15 protein-coding genes are annotated in these 19,278 nt (G+C 73.6%); 7 read left to right on the top strand and 8 right to left on the bottom strand.

Annotated elements, in window-relative coordinates; all coding sequences use genetic code 11:
• Window positions 1–66 precede the first annotated feature (66 nt).
• From JOL79_RS02120 to JOL79_RS33655, 4 genes are all read left to right on the top strand, one after another.
• Entirely contained in the window at window positions 67–2,823 is a 2,757-nt protein-coding gene (locus JOL79_RS02120) for a cellulose-binding domain-containing protein (protein WP_210153874.1), read from the top strand.
• Between the two features lie 176 nt (window positions 2,824–2,999).
• Window positions 3,000–5,057, top strand: a complete 2,058-nt coding sequence (gene pta / locus JOL79_RS02115; protein WP_210153873.1) for a phosphate acetyltransferase — start codon at window positions 3,000–3,002, stop codon at window positions 5,055–5,057.
• Window positions 5,054–6,238: an acetate/propionate family kinase gene (locus tag JOL79_RS02110; protein ID WP_210153872.1), complete on the top strand. Its 1,185-nt coding sequence runs from the start codon at window positions 5,054–5,056 to the stop codon at window positions 6,236–6,238. Before pta ends, JOL79_RS02110 begins: the two co-directional genes overlap by 4 nt.
• A 144-nt stretch (window positions 6,239–6,382) precedes the next feature.
• Window positions 6,383–6,799, top strand: coding sequence for a TIGR02611 family protein (locus JOL79_RS33655; RefSeq protein WP_307848253.1), 417 nt, complete (start codon window positions 6,383–6,385; stop codon window positions 6,797–6,799).
• On the opposite strand, the gene JOL79_RS02100 is transcribed toward JOL79_RS33655, so the two are convergent.
• Window positions 6,800–7,789, bottom strand: coding sequence for a LysR family transcriptional regulator (locus tag JOL79_RS02100; protein ID WP_307848252.1), 990 nt, complete (start codon window positions 7,787–7,789; stop codon window positions 6,800–6,802). It abuts the gene before it with no gap.
• A gap of 181 nt (window positions 7,790–7,970) precedes the next feature.
• On the opposite strand from JOL79_RS02100, the gene JOL79_RS02095 reads away from it, so the two are divergent.
• The gene (locus JOL79_RS02095) at window positions 7,971–9,425 is read left to right on the top strand and encodes an MFS transporter (protein WP_307848251.1); all 1,455 of its coding nucleotides are present in this window, start codon (window positions 7,971–7,973) and stop codon (window positions 9,423–9,425) included.
• On the opposite strand, the gene JOL79_RS02090 is transcribed toward JOL79_RS02095, so the two are convergent.
• From JOL79_RS02090 to JOL79_RS02080, 3 genes are all read right to left on the bottom strand, one after another.
• Window positions 9,382–10,560 (bottom strand): M20 metallopeptidase family protein, encoded by a 1,179-nt coding sequence (locus JOL79_RS02090; RefSeq protein ID WP_210153869.1) that lies wholly within the window; start codon window positions 10,558–10,560, stop codon window positions 9,382–9,384. The genes JOL79_RS02095 and JOL79_RS02090 overlap by 44 nt on opposite strands.
• A 128-nt stretch (window positions 10,561–10,688) precedes the next feature.
• Complete coding sequence (locus tag JOL79_RS02085) at window positions 10,689–11,009, bottom strand: GroES family chaperonin (RefSeq protein ID WP_210153868.1); 321 nt, start codon at window positions 11,007–11,009, stop codon at window positions 10,689–10,691.
• A gap of 73 nt (window positions 11,010–11,082) precedes the next feature.
• Window positions 11,083–11,847: an RlpA-like double-psi beta-barrel domain-containing protein gene (locus tag JOL79_RS02080; protein WP_210153867.1), complete on the bottom strand. Its 765-nt coding sequence runs from the start codon at window positions 11,845–11,847 to the stop codon at window positions 11,083–11,085.
• Window positions 11,848–12,192: 345 nt separating this feature from the next.
• Here JOL79_RS02080 and JOL79_RS35295 point away from each other — a divergent pair, with 345 nt between their 5' ends.
• On the top strand, window positions 12,193–12,624 hold the full coding sequence (locus tag JOL79_RS35295) for a helix-turn-helix domain-containing protein (protein ID WP_210153866.1): 432 nt from the start codon (window positions 12,193–12,195) through the stop codon (window positions 12,622–12,624).
• On the opposite strand, the gene JOL79_RS02070 is transcribed toward JOL79_RS35295, so the two are convergent.
• Window positions 12,539–13,861: an APC family permease gene (locus JOL79_RS02070; protein WP_210153865.1), complete on the bottom strand. Its 1,323-nt coding sequence runs from the start codon at window positions 13,859–13,861 to the stop codon at window positions 12,539–12,541. The genes JOL79_RS35295 and JOL79_RS02070 overlap by 86 nt on opposite strands.
• 71 nt (window positions 13,862–13,932) lie before the next feature.
• On the opposite strand from JOL79_RS02070, the gene JOL79_RS02065 reads away from it, so the two are divergent.
• A complete protein-coding gene (locus JOL79_RS02065) occupies window positions 13,933–14,892 on the top strand; it encodes a helix-turn-helix domain-containing protein (protein WP_210153864.1) in 960 nt (319 codons plus the stop codon).
• On the opposite strand, the gene JOL79_RS02060 is transcribed toward JOL79_RS02065, so the two are convergent.
• The 3 genes from JOL79_RS02060 to JOL79_RS02050 all read right to left on the bottom strand — a co-directional run bounded on the left by JOL79_RS02060 (window position 14,845) and on the right by JOL79_RS02050 (window position 19,250).
• Window positions 14,845–15,858: an endonuclease/exonuclease/phosphatase family protein gene (locus tag JOL79_RS02060; protein ID WP_210153863.1), complete on the bottom strand. Its 1,014-nt coding sequence runs from the start codon at window positions 15,856–15,858 to the stop codon at window positions 14,845–14,847. The two genes, JOL79_RS02065 and JOL79_RS02060, sit on opposite strands and share 48 nt — an antisense overlap.
• Window positions 15,859–15,995: 137 nt before the next feature.
• Entirely contained in the window at window positions 15,996–18,383 is a 2,388-nt protein-coding gene (locus JOL79_RS02055; protein WP_210153862.1) for a helicase-associated domain-containing protein, read from the bottom strand.
• A 357-nt stretch (window positions 18,384–18,740) separates the two neighbouring features.
• Entirely contained in the window at window positions 18,741–19,250 is a 510-nt protein-coding gene (locus JOL79_RS02050) for an ATP-binding protein (protein ID WP_307848249.1), read from the bottom strand.
• Between the last annotated feature and the right edge of the window lie 28 nt (window positions 19,251–19,278).

Genomic DNA, 19,278 nt, shown 5'->3' with positions numbered 1-19,278 from the left:
CATGGCGGTTGTCCATGCCCGGAAGGGCCTGCCGGGGCTCTGCCGAGCCCGAAGGGGAAACCGTCCATGCGAAGATACGTCAGCATGCTTGTGATCGCCGCCGTGGCGTTGTTCGCGGCCGTGATCAGGATGGCGCCGGTGTCGGCCGTCGCCGCGGATCCGTACTCGTTCAAGAACGTCCAGATCCAGGGCGGCGGCTTCGTCCCCGGGATCGTGTTCAGCCAGGTGCAGAAGGACCTCATCTACGCCCGGACGGACATCGGCGGCGCGTACCGCTGGAACCAGTCGAGCCAGTCCTGGACGCCGCTGCTCGACTGGGTCGGCGCCTCCAACTGGGGCTACAACGGCGTCGCCAGCATCGCGGCGGACCCCGTCGACGCCAACAAGGTGTACGCGGCCGTCGGCATGTACACCAACAGCTGGGATCCGAACAACGGCGCGATCCTGCGTTCGTCGAACAAGGGCGACACGTGGCAGGTCTCGCCCCTGCCGTTCAAGCTGGGCGGCAACATGCCCGGCCGCGGCATGGGCGAGCGCCTCGCGGTGGACCCGAACAAGAACAGCGTCCTCTACTTCGGCGCGCCCAGCGGTCAGGGCCTGTGGCGCAGCACCGACTCCGGCGCGACCTGGGCCAAGGTCACCAACTTCCCCAACGTGGGCAACTACATCGCGAGCCCCGGTGACGCCTACAACGGCGACAACCAGGGCGTCGTCTGGGTGACGTTCGACAAGCGCACCGGCACCTCGGGCAACGCCACCCAGACCATCTACGTGGGCGTGGCCGACAAGAGCAACACCGTCTACCGCACCACCGACGGCGGCGCGAGCTGGCAGCGGATCGCCGGGCAGCCCACGGGCTACATCGCGCACAAGGGCGTGCTCGACACGACCAACGGCTACCTCTACATCGCCACCAGCGACACCGGCGGTCCGTACGACGGCGCCAAGGGCGAGGTGTGGCGCTACGCCACCGCCACCGGCACCTGGACCCAGATCAGCCCGATTCCGTCGAGCAGCTCCGACGACTACTTCGGCTACAGCGGCCTGACGATCGACCGTCAGCACCCCGGCACGATCATGGTCGCCACCCAGGTCTCCTGGTGGCCGGACGCGATCTTCTGGCGTAGCACCGACAGCGGCGCGACCTGGACCCGCATCTGGGACTGGACCTCGTACCCCAGCCGCAGCTTCCGCTACAAGATGGACATCTCGGGTGTTCCGTGGCTGACGATGGGCACCAACCCGCAGCCGCCGGAGGTCACGCCCAAGCTCGGCTGGATGAACGAGTCGGTCGAGATCGACCCGTACAACTCCGACCGCATGATGTACGGCACCGGCGCCACGATTTACGGCACGACCGACCTCACCAAGTGGGACTCGGGCGGCCAGTTCACGATCAAGCCGATGGTGAAGGGCCTGGAGGAGACCGCCGTCCTCGACCTGATCAGCCCGCCGACCGGCGCCCCGCTGATCAGCGCGCTCGGTGACCTCGGCGGCTTCCGCCACACCGACCTCAACGCCGTGCCGCCGGCCATGTTCAACCAGCCCGTATTCAGCTCGGGCACCTCGCTCGACTACGCCGAGACCAACCCGAGCGTGATGGTGCGGGCCGGTAACTTCACCGACTCCGACCGCCCGAACGACAGCCACGTGGCCTTCTCCACCGACGGTGGGGCCAACTGGTTCCAGGGCACGGAGCCCGGCGGCGTCAACAACGGTGGCACGGTCGCCGCCGCGGCCGACGGCAGCCGGTTCGTGTGGGCGCCCGCCGACCCCGGCATCCAGGTCGTCTACTCGGTCGGCTTCGGCAACAGCTGGTCCGCCTCCTCGGGCGTTCCGGCCAACGCGATCGTCGAGTCCGACCGGGTGAACGCGCAGAAGTTCTACGCCTACTCAGGCGGCAAGTTCTACGTCAGCACCAACGGCGGCGCGAGCTTCAGCGCCACCGCGGCGACCGGACTGCCCACGACCGGTGTGCACTTCAAGGCGCTGCCCGGCAAGGAGGGCGACATCTGGCTGGCCGGTGAGGGCGGCCTGTGGCACTCCACCAACTCCGGCGCGTCGTTCACGAAGCTGTCGAACGTGAGCACGTCGACCAACGTCGGCTTCGGCAAGGCGGCGCCCGGCCAGAGCTACCAGGCGCTCTACCTGGTCGGCACGGTCGACGGCGTGGCCGGCCTGTTCCGTTCCGACGACACCGGCGCGAGCTGGGTGCGGATCAACGACGACCAGCACCAGTACGGCAACTGGGGTGAGGCGCTGACCGGCGACCCCCGGATCTACGGCCGCGTCTACGTCGGCACCAACGGGCGCGGCATCGTGTACGGCGACCGGACCGGCGGCAGCTCGCCTTCTCCCTCGGCCACCCCGAGCGCGAGCCCGAGTCCCAGTGCGAGTCCCAGTGCGAGTCCCAGTGCCAGCCCGAGCGCGAGCCCCAGTGCCAGTCCCAGCCCGAGCGTGAGCCCGAGTCGCAGCCCGAGTCCCAGCCCGAGCCCGAGCTCCACTCCGAACGGGGGCAAGGCCTGCACGGCGACCTACCAGGTCGTCAACCAGTGGCAGGGCGGCTTCCAGGGCGAGGTGACGGTGAAGAACACCGGCAGCGTCACGCTCACCGGGTGGACCGTCAAGTGGACGTTCCCGAACGGCCAGACGATCACCCAGCTCTGGAACGGGACGCCGACCCAGTCGGGGACGGCCGTCACGGTCACCAACATGTCCTACAACGGCAACCTCGCCCCGAACATGAGCGTCACGTTCGGGTTCACCGGCTCCTGGAACGGGACCAACGCCGTCCCGGCCCAGCTGACCTGCATCCCCGCCTGACCTGCGTCACCGCCTGACCTGAGGGGGACCGGCCCGGATCAGCCGGGCCGGTCCCGCTCTCCGTTCCCCGGGCCGTTGTCCACAGATCGCGTCCGGGCGGCCGCTGGTCCGCCGCCGTCGCGTAGCCTGTGCAGCGGCGGGTCGCGAGGGCCGTGCCGGAGCAGGGGTGAGCGCGGATGGCGATCGGGGTGTACGTCGCGGCCGGCGACGCCAGGAGCAACAAGGGGACCGTCGCCCTGGGCATGCTGGAGTCGCTGACCCGCCAGGTGGGCAGCGTGGGCGTGTTCCGGCCGGTCGTCCGGCGCGGCCGGGAGGACAGCCTGATCAACACGGCCATCGCCCGGTTCGGCATCACCCTGCCGTACGAGATGTGCGCCGGGGTCACCTACGAGGACGTGCACGCCGACGAGCAGCGGGCGACCGGCGACATCGTGGCCCGCTACCGGGAGATCGCCGCGCGCTGCGAGGCGGTCGTCGTGATCGGCACCGACTACACGGACGTGGGCGCGCCCACCGAGTTCGCGTTCAACGCGGAGCTGGCGGCCGACCTCGGCACCCCCGTGATCAACGTGGTGACCGGGCTCGGCCGCACCCCGGACGAGATCGCCGCCGCCGTGGAGATGTCGGGCAAGGAACTGGCCGAGCGGCACGCCACCGAGCTGGCCACGATCGTCACCCGGGTGGCGCCCGCCCGGGTCGGGGAGGTCGCCGCCCGCGTCCCCGCGTACGTGCTGCCGGAGGTGGCCCGGTTGTCGGCGCCGACGGTCAGCGACCTGATGGCGGCGTGCGACGGCACGCTGTTCCGCGGCGACGCGGCCCAGCTCGGCCGGGAGGCCGGGGCGCTCATGGTGGGCGCGATGTCGCTGCCGAACATCCTGGAGCGCCTGACCGAGGGCGTCGCGGTCATCGTCCCCGCCGACCGGGCCGCCGCCCTGGTCCCCGGACTGCTGGCGGCGCACCGGGCGGACACGTTCCCGGCGCTGTCGGCCATCATCCTGAACGGCGGCATGGAGCTGCCCGACCAGGTCGTCCGGCTGTTCGACGGCATGGACATCCAGTTGCCGATCATCGTCACGGACGGCGACACGTTCCCCACCGCCGCCAAGCTCTCGGCGGCCGAGGGGCGGTTCACCCCCGACGCCAAGGGGAAGATCGACACGGCGCTCGGGCTCTTCGCCGACCACGTCGACACCGCCGCGCTCATGCGCAGCCTGCGCGTCACGAAGGCGGGCGCGATCACCCCTCTCATGTTCGAGTACGACCTGCTGGAGCGGGCGCGAGCGGACCGGCGCCGGATCGTGCTGCCCGAGGGGGCCGAGCCGCGGATCCTCCGGGCCGCCGACAGCCTGCAGCGCCGCGGTGTGGCCGAGCTGACCCTGCTCGGCGACGAGAAGGAGATCAGGGCCGCGGCGGCCGTGCTGGGCCTGTCACTCGGCGACGCGCGGGTGGTGAGTCCCTTCGACCCCGAGCTGCGCGAGACCTTCGCCCGCGAGTACACCCGGGTGCGGGCGCACAAGGGCGTCACCCTGGAGCAGGCCCGCGACATCGTCACCGACGTCTCCTACTTCGGCACCCTCATGGTCCACCTCGGGCTCGCCGACGGCATGGTGTCCGGGGCCGTTCACACCACGGCCCACACCATCCGGCCGGCCTTCGAGATCATCAGGACGTCGCCCGGCGTCGGCGTCGTGTCCAGCGTGTTCTTCATGTGCCTGGCCGACCGGGTCCTCGTGTACGGCGACTGCGCCGTCGTGCCCGACCCCACAGCCGGGCAACTCGCCGACATCGCCGTCTCGTCCGCCGAGACCGCCGCCCGTTTCGGCGTCGAGCCGCGGGTCGCCATGCTGTCCTACTCGACGGGGGAGTCCGGCGCCGGGCCCGAGGTCGAGAAGGTCCGCGCCGCGACCGCCCTGGTCCGCGAGCTGCGGTCCGATCTTCCCGTGGAGGGGCCGATCCAGTACGACGCGGCGGCCGAGCCCAGCGTGGCGCGCACCAAGATGCCGGACAGTCCCGTCGCGGGCCGCGCCACCGTGTTCGTCGTGCCCGACCTCAACACCGGCAACAACCTCTACAAGGCCGTGCAGCGCAGCGCGGGGGCGGTGGCCGTCGGGCCGGTCCTGCAGGGACTGCGCAAGCCCGTGAACGACCTGTCCAGAGGCGCGACGGTGAACGACATCGTCAACACCGTGGCGATCACGGCGATCCAGGCTCAGGCGCGGGAGGAGACAGGGTGACCGGCCAGGTGCTGGTGCTGAACAGCGGATCCTCGTCCATCAAATACCGTCTCATCGATCTGGCGAGCCGTCGCTGGACGGCCAGGGGACTCGTCGAGCGCATCGGTGAGAACGGCGGCCTCCTCGTCCACGGCGACGTCCGGGTGGAGCGGAGATTCCCCAGCCACGAGGAGGGGCTGCGGGCGGTCCTCGCGGCCTTCGCCGAGCACGGCCCGTCCCTCGACGGGGTGACCGCGGTCGGCCACCGCGTCGTCCACGGCGGCAGCCGGTTCGTCGAGCCCACGCTCATCGACGAGGAGGTGGAGCGGGCGATCGAGGAGCTCGCCCCGCTCGCCCCCCTGCACAACCCGGCCAACCTGGAGGGCATCCGGGTGGCCCGGCGGGCCTTCCCCGGGCTGCCGCACGTCGCCGTCTTCGACACCGCCTTCCACGCCACCATCCCGCCGTACGCGCACACCTACGCCGTGCCGCGCGAGTGGACCGATGAGCTCGGCGTGCGGCGGTACGGCTTCCACGGCACATCGGCCGCGTATGTGTCCCGGCGGGCCGCCGAGCTGCTCGGCCGGCCGTACGACGAGGTCAACAGCATCGTGCTGCACCTGGGCAACGGCGCGAGCGCGACGGCCGTGCGGGGCGGCCGCAGCGTCGACACCTCGATGGGCATCACCCCGCTCCCCGGCCTGGTGATGGGCACCCGGTCCGGCGACGTCGACCCCGCGCTCCCCGCCTACCTCAACCGGGTGGCGGGCATGAGCGTCCAGGACGTCGACGCCGCGCTCAACCGGGACAGCGGGCTGCTCGGAATGTGCGGCGCCAACGACATGCGGGAGGTGTGGCGGCTCGTCGACGCGGGCGACCCGCACGCCCGGCTCGCGATGGACGTCTACGGCTACCGCGTGCGCGCCTACGTCGGCGCCTACGTGGCCGCCCTCGGCCGGGTGGACGCGATCGTCTTCACCGCCGGCGTGGGGGAGAACGACTCACGGACGCGGTCCCTGGCCCTCACCGGACTGTCGCGGCTCGGCATCGAGGTCGACGCCGGCCGCAACGCGGCACCGTCGCGGGAGGCCAGGGTGGTCTCCCCGGACGGGGCGGAGGTGGCCGTGCTTGTCGTTCCCACGGACGAGGAGCTGGAGATCGCCGACCAGACCGCGGCCCGCGTCGCCGCGCTCGCCCGGTAAGCCCGCCCGGTAAGCCCGCCCGGTAAGCCCGCCCGGTTACTCGCCCGGCTGCTCGCCTGGCCGAACCGGCGTGTCGTCCACGCCCGCTCGGTGCGGCCGGCCGGAATCGGGTGATGGCTATCCTGGTCAGCGGGGGTGATCGGTGTGACGACGACCGAGCGAGGCCGCGCGGAGGACGGGGAGCAGGCCGACCCCGGCTGGCTCGACCGGATCCGGGCCCGGCCCGGCGGCCGGCTCACCCTGCGGATCGTCATCGGCGTGCTGGGCACGGCCATAATCGTCTGTGGCCTGATCCTGGTGCCGTTCCCCGGACCCGGCTGGCTCATCGTCTTCGCCGGGCTGGCGGTGCTGGCCACCGAGTTCGCCTGGGCGTCCCGGCTGCTTGTCTTCGCCCGCGTGCGGGTGCGCGCCGCCACCGACTGGCTCGGCCGGCAGAACCTCGCGGTGCGGATCGTGGCCGGGGTGCTGACGATGGCCTGTGCCGCGGTGATCGTCTGGGCCTCGGTCCGGCTGTCGACCGGGATCGACCTGGTGCAGCAGGCCATCTACCTGCTCAGGTGATCAGGTGATCCGCCCCTCCGGCGCCCCCGGCTCCCGCCGCGCCCCGTCGGACGGCCCGTCGGACGGCCCGTCAGGCTCGGCCCGTGCGCCGGCGCTGGCCGCGTACAGCAGCTGACGCACCTCGGGCCGGTCCTCGCCGCCCGCCCGCCACACCAGCCGCAGCGCGAGGTCCGGCCCGTCCGGCGCGCCCGGCACCTCCAGCGGCAGCCGGACGAGCGCGCCCGCGGCGAGCCGGTCGGCGACGGCGAACTCCGGCAGCAGGGTGATCCCCATGCCGCGCTCCGCCCAGGCCAGCATGACGGCGACGCCGCCCGCGTGGACCCGTTCGACGCCGGGACCGAGCAGCCGTTCCCCGGCGAGCGCGAACGAGCACGCCGGGACGTTGACGAGCAGCCGCTCGCCCCGCAGGTCGGCCCGCGTCACCCGCGGCGCTCGGCTCAGCCGGTGCGCGGGGTCGGCCACGAGTGTGAGCGGCACCCGTTCCACGTCCGCGAACTCCAGCCCGGCGCCGCCTCCGGGAGCGGCGAAGCCGAGGCCGCCGAGCGCGCCGCCGCTGTCGAGCAGCAGCGCCGCGTCCAGTTCGCCCGCGGCCACGGACGAGAGGAGGTCGTCGCGAGCGGCGGCCGGGCGCACCTCCACCCGCAGGCGGGGCCGCCGCTCGGCGAGCCGCGCCAGCACACCCGGCACGTGAGTCGCGGCGATCGTCTCCAGGGCCCCGAGCCGCAGGACGACAGGGCAGCCCGTGACCTCCTCCCGGGCGCGTTCGGCCTGCTCGAGCAGCGACCGCGACCACGGCACCAGCCGCCGCCCCGCCTCGGTCAGGCGCATCCCCCGCGGGCCGCGATCGAACAGGGTCACCCCCAGCGACCTCTCCAGCGTCCGGATCTGCTCGGAGACCGACGACGGGGCAAGGCCGAGCCACACGGCGGCGTCCGTCACCGTCCGGTACGCGACCACCGCCTCGAACACCCGTAGCTGACGCAACTCCACCGTCCCAGGCTCCCACGTCCCGCGTTCGGTTCCGCCGAACGCGGCATGCGGCCGGGCCGGTGGAGCCCCGGGACGCGCCCGGACATCCTGGACCGCGTCATGCCCCCGGGTCATGCCGTGGGTCGTGCCCCGTGTCACGCCACCGGCGTGTCATCCCCCGCCCCTGCCGTGAGGAGTTCCCGTGCCCGCAGCCCGTTCCCCAGCCGGTCCCGCGATCGATCACAGACCCCGTTCGGCGGCCGATCGCAGCCGGGCGCTGCCCCTGCTGGGCATCTCGCTCGGCTATTTCGTCGTCCTGCTCGACACCGGCGTGCTCGCGGTGGCCGAGCCCGACCTGGCCCGGTCGCTGGGGGCCTCGACGGCCGCCCTGCAGTGGACGGTCACCGCCTACACGGTCGCGTTCGGCGCCCTCCTGCTTTCCGGCGGCGCCGCCGCCGACCGGTACGGCGCCCACCGGCTGTTCCGGGCCGGCGTAGCGGCGTTCGGGCTCGTCTCGCTGTTGTGCGCGCTCGCCCCTGACGTCTGGACGCTCGTCGCGCTCCGGGCGGTCCTGGGAGTGGCGGCGGCCGCCGTCGTCCCGGCGTCCATGGCGATGATCGCCGGGCTCTACCCGCAGCCGGTGGCGCGGGCCAGGGCGGTGGCGGCCTGGGCCGCGATCAGCGGCGCGGCCCTCGTGGCCGGGCCGGTGGCGGGCGGCCTGCTCGTCGGCCTCGCCGGCTGGCCCGCCGTGTTCCTGATCAATGTCCCGCTCGCGGCCGTCACGCTGACCCTGACGGCGGGAAGCGCGCTCCGCCGTCCGCGCGGGGACCGCCGCGTCGACTGGCCCGGCCAGGTCGCCGCATGCGCGGCGCTCGCGCTGCTGACCGACGCCGTCATCGCGCTGGGCGCGGGGGAGGGCGTGCACGCCGCCTGCTCCGCCGCGGCGTGCGCGGGCGCGACCGCGGCCTTCGCCGCGAGGGAGCGGCGCAGCACGTCCCTGGTGCTGCCGCCGGCCGTGCTGCGCGCCCCCGGGATGGCCGCGGCCATGTTCTCCGGCGGCGTGGTCAACTTCGCACTGTCGGCCCTGCTGTTCGCGCTGCCCCTGCTGCTGCCGGCGGCCCTGCGCCTCACCCCGGCGCAGACCGGAGCGGCCTTTCTGCCGATGACTCTGCCGTTCGCGCTCAACCCGCTGGTCACGGGCGGCATCGTGGCGCGTTTCGGGCCTCGCCCACCCGTGCTGGCCGGGCTGGGACTGCTCACCGCGGCGGGTGCGGCGCTCGGCGCGGCCCTGGCCGCCGGGGCTCCCTACCCGGTCGTCGCGGCCGGGCTGGCCGGCGTCGGCGTGGGGGTCTCGCTGGCGCTGCCCGCGCTGGTGGCCCTGGTGGTGTCGGCCGCCCCGGAGGGCGCGGCCGGTTCGGCCGGGGGGCTGCTCAACGCGGTCAGGCAGGCCGGGGCGACCGTCGGGGTGGCGGTCGCGGGCGCCTTCGTCGGCGTCGCGCCGGGCGGTGGCCCGCCCCTCCACCCGGCCGCCGTCCCGCTGGTGACGGCGGGCGTCTGCGCGGCCGCCGCGGCCGTCGTCGCCCTGGCCGGGGGGAGGAGCGTCCGAGACGGGGTCAGTTTCCGGCGAGCGCGAGGCGGCGGACGGCGAGCTCGGTGAACACCTCGGCCCCGTCGGACAGGATCGCGTCGTCGAACTCGGCGCTCGCCGAGTGGTTGGCCGGAGCCGTCGCGAGGTCACGGCCGGGCGGGCAGGCGCCCACGATGAGGAACGCCCCCGGCACCCGCTCCAGCACGTAGGAGAAGTCCTCGGACGCGGTGGCTGGGGTGGGCAGCGGGAAGAACCGGTCGTCGCCCAGGTGCTCGCGCACGACCCCGGCGGCGAAGTCGGCCTCGCCGCCGTCGTTCGCGGTCACCGGGTAGCCGACGCCGAACTCGCATTCCACGGTCAGCCCGTGGGCCTCGCCGATGCCGCGGGCCAGCCGTACGAGGCCGTCCTTGACGCGGTCACGGGAGGCGGGGGAGAAGGTCCGCACCGTGGCCGCGAACCTGGCCTCGTCGGGGATGACGTTGTCCGCGGTGCCCGCGTGGAAGCTGCCCACGGTCACCACGACGGGGTCGAAGACGTCGAACGTCCGCGTCACGTGGGTCTGCAGGGCGGTCACGATCTCGCAGGCGGCCGGGACCGGGTCGAGGGCGCGGTGCGGCGCGGACCCGTGGCCGCCGCGGCCGCGCACGGTCACGATCAACGTGTCGGCCGCCGCGAGCACCGGCCCGCCCCTGGTCAGGAACAGGCCGCGCGGGACCGTCGTGGAGAAGACGTGCATACCGTACGCCGCGACGGGGGTGGATCCGGATGCGTCGAGCACCCCCTCCTCGATCATGATCTTGGCACCGCCGAGGTCTTCCTCACCGGGCTGGAACATGAACACCACGTCGCCCGCGAGGTCCGCCCGCCGGGCCGTGAGCAGCCGGGCGGCGCCGACGAGCATCGCCGTGTGAAGGTCGTGGCCGCAGGCGTGCATCCGGCCGTCGAAGCGCGAGCGGTACGGCACGTCGGCCCGCTCGTGCACGGGGAGGGCGTCCATGTCGGCCCGGAGCAGGACGGCCGGCCCGGGCCGCCCGCCGCGCAGGACGGCCGTCACCGACGACAACCGCTCACCCATGGCGATCTCGAGGGGCAGGCCGTCGAGGGCCGCCAGCACCTTCTCCTGGGTGCGGGGCAGGTCGAGGCCGATCTCCGGCTCCCGGTGGAGCGCCCTGCGCAGCTCGACCAACTCATCCTGAAGGCTCATGACCCACCACCGTTAACGCGGGGACGTACGGCTGGTCACGATAGCGCGGAGAACCCGCGGCCACGCCGGGGTGTCCTCCGGATGAACGGCGAACGCGGTCGAACGCGGGCGAACACCGGCAAACTCGGTCAGAGGTAGAGGCCGGTGCCGTGATCGGTCTGCTGGGTGGCCACGGCGTGCAGGTCGCGCTCGCGCATCACGAGGTAGACCTGACCCTGGACCTCCACCTCGTACTGCTCCTCGGGGTTGAAGAGCACCTTGTCGCCGGTCTTCACCGACCGCACGCTGGAGCCCGCGCCACACACCTCGCCCCACACCAGCCGGTTGGCCATTTTCACCGTGGCGGGGATGACGATGCCCGCGCTGCTGCGGCGTTCCTCGGCGTCCTGCTCCGCCCTGACCATCACGCGGTCGTGGAGCATCTGGATCTCGAATTTCGGATCGGGCACGCGGGCAGTTTACGCGCGGCTCACCGGGGGGTGTCATCCCGGCCGGGCGGCCGGACGAGGTCCGCGGGGCCGGTCAGCCCTTTTCCTTGCCCATCGCGAGACCGTAGCCCGTGCCGGAGTGCCGGTACACGCCGCCCTTGCCCCACTTCAGCACCTGGAAGCGGACGTGGACCGTGTCGGAGCGGGTGCCGGTGAGGTCGGCCATCATCTCCTCGGACAGGTCGAGGATCGCCGGGATGTCGTGCTGGGCGACCGCCCACTCCGCCGGGCCGAAGTCCTCGACGACGCCCTTCGCGCTGCGCCCGCGATAGGTGATCTTGACTGTGGTGCCGAGGGGCCAGTAGGGGCTGGCGACGGTCTCGTACCGCATGGGTCTGCCGGAGGCGGTCTGGCCGTCCCAGAAGGAGGTGGCGGTCGCCACCCCGGCGGGCAGCGCGGGGCGCTTGGGAGCGGGCGAGGCGGCCGGGGCGCTGGACGGCGGAGCCGCCATGGCGCGCAGGGCAGAAGCCGTGGGACTGGGAGAGGCGACCGCGAGGCTGGGAGAGGCAACTGCGGGGCTGGGAGAGGCGACCGTGGGGCTGGGGGCAGAAGCCGTGGGGCTGGGGGAGGCGATCGCGGAGCGAAGGGAAGAGCCGGCCGTGGGGCCGGAGGGTGGGGCGGCGGGAGCCGCTTCGGCGACGGCCATGGCGGCGGCGGCCTCCGGCAGGACGCGGGGGGTGTCGTCCCCGAGAAGTGAAGGGGTCTCGCCCGTCACGGCCGCGTGGGCCGCCGTGACGGCGCAGACGAGGACGGTGCCGGCCGCCGTCGCGGTGAGCGCCTGACGTGCTCTCTTGCGCATGGAGCTCCTTTCGGTCGATCGCGGCCCGCGGGGGACGGGCCGTCGTCGCACGGGGGCTCCCGGCTGGCTGGCGGGTTCCGGGGCGCCGGGGCACCGGACGGCCCGTCCCGGGGGGAGGACGGGCCGTCCGGGCGCGTGGAGGAGGCGCCCACCTCTGGGGGTAAGGGTTACGACGGCTTTGCGATATGGCGGGAATAATCTTCCCAGATGGGGATATGGGGCACGAGTATATGGAAAGAGTGAGTAAATAGGGCAACCAGGACAAAACTAAAGGTAGATCATTCTTGACCGAGCAGAGCGGGCCACCACCAGCGTGACGAGCGAGACGACGACGATCCCGGCGCCGTGGACCTGGAAGGTGCGGACCGCGCCGAGGCGGCTCACGGTGAAGCCGGCCGCGACGGCGGGCACGGAGATGGCGCCGTACGCGACGATGTAGCAGGCGGCCATCACCTGGGCGCGCTCACCGTGGCGCGGATAGCGCGATTCGCCGGGCTGAGCCCGCGCACGCTGGTCCGCCGGTTCCACGAGGCGACCGGCACCACCCCGCTGCGCTGGCTGCACGTGCAACGGCTGGCGCGGGCCCGGGAGCTGCTGGAGTCGACAGATCTGCCGATCGAACACATCGGCAGGCTCTGCGGTATGGGTTCGGCCGGCAATCTGCGTCATCACTTCACCAGATCGGCAGGTGTCACCCCGATGGCGTATCGACGGAGCTTTCAGGGCGATCGCCCACCCGGCGGGCCGGGACGGCCCGTCGCCGGCGGCGCCGGTTGAGCCGCTGGTAGAGCGACGCGGCCCCCGCCACCGCCACCGGCCAGATCAGGTACGCGCCGGACATGAGCAGCAGGGCGATCACCGCGAGGAGGGCGGCCATCGCCGCGATCCGGCTCCCGCCGCGCCTGGGCAGCAGTTTGACGGCCGCCGCGACGCCGACGGCGTACACGGTCACGAACGAACCGGTGGTGAGCAGCACCAGCGGGCGGGATCCCAGCCCGGTCGCGACCACGACGGCCAGCGCGGCGAACGAGATGGCCGAGTTGACCGCCAGGCTGCGCCGCGGCACGTCGCCCGCCGTGCTCCCACGGCTCAGCGACGCGGGCAGCGCCCCGTCGCGGCCGAGGGCCGCGCCGAGCTTGGCCGCGCCGGCGTAGTAGGCGTTCATGGCGCCGAGGGTCAGCAGCACCGCCGCGCCGGCGGCCGGCCATCGGGCGCCTCCTCCCAGGCCCGTGGCCATCAGTTCGCCGAGCGGCGCGCGGGTCCCGGCCGCGCCGGTGCCCAGGACGGTGACGGTGGCGAAGGCGACCAGCAGGTACAGGACCCCGACGATCGCCACCGCCGCGGCGGTGGCCCTGGGCAGGTCGCGGTCCGGGCGGCGGAACTCGGCGGCCAGATGGGTGATCGCCTCCCAGCCGGCGAAGCTCCACACCAGCAGCGCCGCCGCCGGCCCCACGGCGGTCCAGCCATGGGGGGCGAACGGGCTCAGGTTGCTCAGGTGGGCGTGCGGCAGCGAGAGTCCGACCGAGACCAGCAGCAGCGTGACGAGCAGTCCCGCCAGCGCGAGCTGCAACGTGCCGCTCACGCGCAGGCCCACGGCGTTGGCCGCGGTGACCACGACCATGAGGAGCGCCGCCGTGACGGTCGTGGTGGCCGTCCCGCCGCCGAGCGCGGCCGAGACGTAGGCGCCGCCGAACAGCGCCGCCGCGGCCGCGCCGGGAGGGACGGCGAAGTAGAAGCACCAGCCGACCACCGCCGCCGCGCGCTCTCCGAAGGCGAGCCGGGCGTAGGTGGACACGCCTCCGGAGTCGGGATATCGGGCGCCGAGCGCGGCGAACGTCGCGGCCAGCGGCGCGGACAGCACGACGAGCCCCAGCCATGCCACCAGCGAGGCCGGTCCCGCGGCCTCCGCGGCCAGCGCTGGCAGCGCGATGACGCCCGTGCCCAGGACGGCCCCCACGTACATCGCCGTGCCCTGAACGGCGGTCAACCGTCCCTTTCCCGTCATGTCACTCATGGAGCTCAGCATCCGGGCGTGGGCCATGAGCAGCCAGCGGCAGAAACGCCATTATGCGTAGAATTCCTGCCATGAACCGGCATGTGATCGGTCTCGCGGTGACCGCCGGCGCCCCGGTGTTCGAGCTGGCCGTTCCCTGCGAGGTCTTCGGCGTCGACCGCAGCGACCTCGTCGATCCGTGGTACGAGCTGCGTCTGTGCGCGGCCGGGCCGGTGAACACCGCCACGGGCCTGCGGGTCGACTCGCCGTACGGGCTTGACGCCCTGGCGGAGGCCGACACCGTCGTGGTGGCGGCCGTCGCCCGGCCGGTCCAGCTCGACCCGCCGGCCGAGCTGGTCGACGCGGTGCGCGCCGCGCACCTGCGGGGCGGGCGCGTCATGTCCATCTGTTCGGGCGCCTACGTGCTCGCCGCCGCGGGCCTGCTGGACGGCCGGCGCGCCACCACACACTGGCTCAACAGCGACGACTTCGCGCACCGGTTTCCCGCGGTCAAGGTCGATCCCGCGCCGCTCTACATCGACGAGGGCGACATCATCACCTCGGCCGGGACCGGCTCGGCCATCGACGCCTGCCTGCACCTCGTGCGCCTTGACCACGGCGCCGCCGTCGCCAACGAGGTCGCCCGCCGCATGGTGGTGCCGCCCCACCGGGAGGGCAACCAGGCGCAGTACACCCGGCCGATCTCGGACACCGCGGAGAACAACCCCCTCGCGCCCGTGCTCGACTGGGCCCGCGATCACCTGCACGAGCCGCTCACCGTCTCGCGTCTCGCCCGGGCGGCGCATGTGAGCGATCGCACCTTCGCCCGGCGCTTCCGCGAGGTCATGGGCGTCACTCCGCTGCAATGGCTGCTTCAGCAGCGCATCCGCCTCGCGCAGGAGCTCCTGGAGACCACGGACGCGTCCGTCGAGGACGTCGGCCGCCGGGCCGGTTTCGGCACGGCCACCACGCTCCGCTACCACTTCGTCCGCGCCACCGGCGTCTCACCCCAGCGGTACCGGCACGTCTTCCGCCACCGCACCGCGACCTGACGCCCCCACCGTGACCTGGGCCCGCCGCGCGGGCAGGGTCAGGTCGGCGACGATCGCCCGGTGGTCGCTGAGGGACAGCGCGCGGACCGCGAAGGACCGCACGGCCACGCCGGGGCTCGCGAGGACGTGGTCGATCGTCACCGGGGGGACGTCGAGCCCGAGGAACCGCCATCGCTGATACGGCCAGGTGCCCGCGAGCCCGCCACCGGTCGCGTCCGCGGCGTCCCGGTAGCCCGCGTTCAGCAGGGCACGGAGCCCGGCGTGGTCGAGGGTGGCGTTGAAGTCTCCGGACAGGATCCGGGTGTCCCCGTCCGGCCGGGGCAGAGCCGCGAGGCCGTCGGTCCAGCACCGCAGCCGCACGGGATATCTGGGGGCGCAGGGGTGCACGGAGACGACGTGGACGTCACCGGCCCCTGGCACCCGCACCACGGCGCCCGTCTGCCGGAACCCGCCGAACTCGATGGTGGCGTCGAGCCGGACGGGATACCGGGACAGGACGGCAGAGCCGCCGCTGCCTTCCACGGGCCGTTCGACGCCGTACGGCAGGAGGCCCGCGATCCCGGCCTCCCGCAGCCCCCGCGCCAGCGCGGGGGTGAACTCCTGGAGCGTGACCACGTCGGGCCGGACGTCGCGGACGAGGGCCAGCAGCGCCCGCGGCGGCACGGAACCCAGGAGGAGATTGGCCGACAGCACGCGCAGCGCGGGTCCGCGGGTGTCCGGCTGTCCCTCGGGCAGGGCGCGTGGCACCACGCACGCCGCGAGCGCCGTCGTCGCCGCCACCCCGATCACGAACGCCCGCCACCGCCGGGTGAGCAGCGCGGCCAGCGGCCCCAGCGGCGACGCCGCGGCGACCCACGGAGTGAAGGCGACGAGCTGCACCCACCGGAAGTGCACGTCGGAGGGGAGCAGCCGGAGGACCGCCCACAGAAGGAAGGGCGCCGTGAGCGTCCAGACCAGCGCCGTCACCGGCCACCGTCTCCCCGAGGCCCGCCGTGTGGCCGTGGTCGCCGTACCCGCCGTCCCCGTCGTCACGCTCTCGGCCCCCCGTCGTCCCCCCGCCCCTGGCGATCTTACGGAGACACGGCGCGGCCCGGCGGGAAATCTCAGCTCGCGGCGATGACGGAGGCGATCTCGTGAAGGGGGAACTCCAGGTAGTCGCCGGCCTCCTCGCACCACGCGTCGAGGACGCCGCTGCGCAGCTCGCCGTGGCTGATCGTGGCCGTCACGCCGTCGCGGAGCGTGATGAGCGCCCGCACGTCCCGGTCGACCACGAAGCCGAGCAGGGACTGCTGAGCCGCGGGGAGCCGGGTCGCCATCCGCCCGATGACCGCCCATGTCTGGCCGCTCCTGCCGCCCTCGGCGAGGGGGGCTCCGCTGACCAGCAGCCGTTTCGCGTGCTCGCGCGGGTCGGGCGGCGGCTCGACCAGCGTGGCGGGCGGCTCGAGCTCGGCCACCCGGCCGCCCGGGAGGAGGATCAGCCGGCCGCCCTGCGGCTCGCGGCGTACCGTGATTTCCCCGGTGTCGTCGACCGGCACCGGCGCGTATCCGGCCTCGCGCAGCGCGGACAGCGTCGGGCCGGCGGGTGCGGCGCCGGCCAGCACGGTCGGGGCCAGCAGCCGCAGCCCGAGCCGCGACAGCCGCCGATGGGCGGCGATCTCGGCCAGCAGGGCGGGGTCGGATCCCTGGATGATGCAGCCCACAGACGAGACCGTCACCTCGCCGTGCCGCCGGGCGGCGTCGCGGATGAGGTACGTCAGCGGCTGCGGGAGGGCCCCCGCCTCGGACAGGTCGGCGATCAGGGAGTCGGCGGTGTCTCCCGCGTCCAGGGCCCTGCGCACGCTCGCGGGGCTGAACCGCCAGACGGAGGCCTCACCCTGGGTCTCGCGCTCGGCGGCGCGATCGAGCAACCGGGCGAGGTCGACCGAGGGCGGCCCGGTCACGACGGCGGTGAGGTCGGCGCCGAACAGCGCGGTCCGCTGCGCGCTGGCGAACGCCCGCGTGGCGCACCTGGCGAGCTCGGGGTCGTGCTCCACCTCCGGCACACCCGCCTGGCTCTCGTCGCCCGCGACCGGCCCGAGCGCGGCCAGCGCCCGGCCGAGGCCGGTGAGCGCGTCGCAGGAGAGCAGCCCGAGCAGGCGGGCCTCCTCCAGGACCGCCGGCGTGCACTGCGCGAGAAGCTCCTTGTCCAGCAGGGGCGCCCGCCAGTGAACGCGCTGCACGAGCTCCTGCACGGTGGCGAAGCCCCTGCCCTCGCCGAGGTCGGCGAGGGCGGCGAGCACGGCCCAGCGGATCCGGGCGATCGTCTCGCCGGCGGGCTCGTCGCCGAGGAGCGTCGACGGGCGTCCCTCGGCGCGGCGCAGCGACGAGCGCTCCATCCGCAGCCAGGCGGACAGCAGGACGCACAGCCGGGCCGCGGGCTCGTCCAGCCGCCAGGCGCCGAACCGCTCGGCCGGCACCAGCCCGCTCGCGTCGTCGTCCAGCCGGATCAGCCGCGCGACCGCGACCACCTCCACGAGCAGCCGCGTCTCCCCTTCGGAGCAACCGGTCTCGCGGGCGAGCCGCCGCACCTCGCGGACGCCCACCCCGCCGCTCTTCAGCAGCGGCAGCGACGTCTTGTCGACGTTTTCGAGCAGCGCGGTGGCACGGTCGAGCACGCGCGGCGCGGCCAGGCACATCTCGTGTTCGACCCGCTCGGCGTCGGCCTCGGCGGTCGCGGTCTCCGGCGGGTACGGCGTGAAGGGGGCGCGGTAGTCGGGGCCGCGCAGGGCCAGCGCCACCTCGCGCGGCATCTCCGCCAGGTCCCACTGGGTCCGGAACAGCAGGCCGCGGTCGAGGGCCCACTTCTCGGGCGTGCCCGTCACGACGAAGCGGTTGCCGTGCACGCTGCGCACCGGTCCGTCCCAGGCGAAGCCGTCGAGCATCTCCATCGTGCCCTCGGGGGCCTCCTCAAGGAGAGCGCCGAGCCGCTCGCTGTCCCCGAGGAGCGCGCCGATCCTGGCGACCGTCTGGCGCCTGCCGCCCTGGGCCGGCAGCCCGAGCACCCGGCAGACGCGGCGCAGCGCCTCGGTGGTCATCTTCCACGACTCGAGGTACGCGGCGAGCGGCTCGCCCAGGCCGCAGGGGGCCGTCCACCAGCGCGCCACCGCCCCGGCCAGCGAGATCCGGCCGTCCCGGCCCGGCCAGGCGACCGCGTGGTCGTACAGGCGGTCCAGCCACGGGATCACCTCCGACGTGCTCACTCCGAGGAACCGGGCCAGCTCGTCCTCGCTCGGCCGGTCGCCGAGGACCAGGCAGGCCTGCAGCAGTTCGAGCGGAGGGAGGGGGAGGGTGCGGATCACCCGCATGACGGCGGCGTCGTCGGTGAGTCGCTGGGCGAGGGCGTCCAGGCGCCTGGGCCAGGGCGCCGCGATGGCGTCCGGCCGGTTGGCCAGGACGCGTGCCAGCCTGTCCTCGTCGAGGCTGCTCAGCCAGCCGGTTAGGTGATCGTCCATCGCAGGTCTTCCGGAGTTCTCGGGAGGCCGCGCTGGCGGGGCGCACGCTCGCGATCAGGCCGGCGGACCTGGAGACGGCGCGCCGTCACGAATCCAGAGATCACGATGTTCTCCGCCGATCGCTACGAAAACGGGCATGCCGTTCGGCCGTTACGGTCCGATCTCAGCACATCCTGACCCTTCGCGCTGGGACTTCGGCGGATGTCCTGCCGGGGCGGGCCGTCGGCCGGAGGGCGCTCCCGTGCATTCCGGGCTGCACGGGAGCGCTCTTCGGTGGACGGACCGGGCCGAACGCGAGGCAGATCTGGCGGGCAGGTAAGGGCGGGCACGGCGAAAGCGGGGGGCGCCCGCCCGGGTTCAGGCGGACAGCACGGCCCACACCGCCTTGCCTCGCGGAGCCAGCGGGCACCAGCCCCAGCACACGCTGAGCGACTCGACGATGTGCAGCCCCAGACCTCCGGGCTCGAACGGGGAGGGGTCGCGCAGCACCGGCGCCTTGGCGCCCGGATCGGTGATCGCGCAGGTGACCAGCGCACCCCGGCGGATCAGCGAGAGCCGGATGACCTCCCGGGACGGCGTCGCGCCCAGCATCAGGCCGTGCCGGAGGGCGTTGGTGGCCAGCTCGGAGACGATCAGCTCCATGCCGTCCTGCAGCTCGCCCATGCGCCAGCCGGTCAGCGTTCCCGCCGCGAAGCTGCGTGCCGAATGCACCGACTCGGCACGGGGAAGCAGGACGAAGGTGGCGCTCGCGGCGGCGGACCCGGGCTGGAGGAGATCGCGCGCGGGGTCCGGCCACCAGCCGATCGGCGGCCACCAATCGAGCGCCGACCACTGATTCTGGCTGCGGACCAGGTTCGTGGACTGCACGAGATCATGATGCTGGACAATCATGTGC

It is taken from the genome of Microbispora oryzae, from assembly GCF_017896165.1.
In the GTDB taxonomy this organism is placed as follows: Bacteria; Actinomycetota; Actinomycetes; order Streptosporangiales; family Streptosporangiaceae; genus Microbispora; species Microbispora oryzae.
This window is presented reverse-complemented; position numbering and strand designations above follow the sequence as displayed.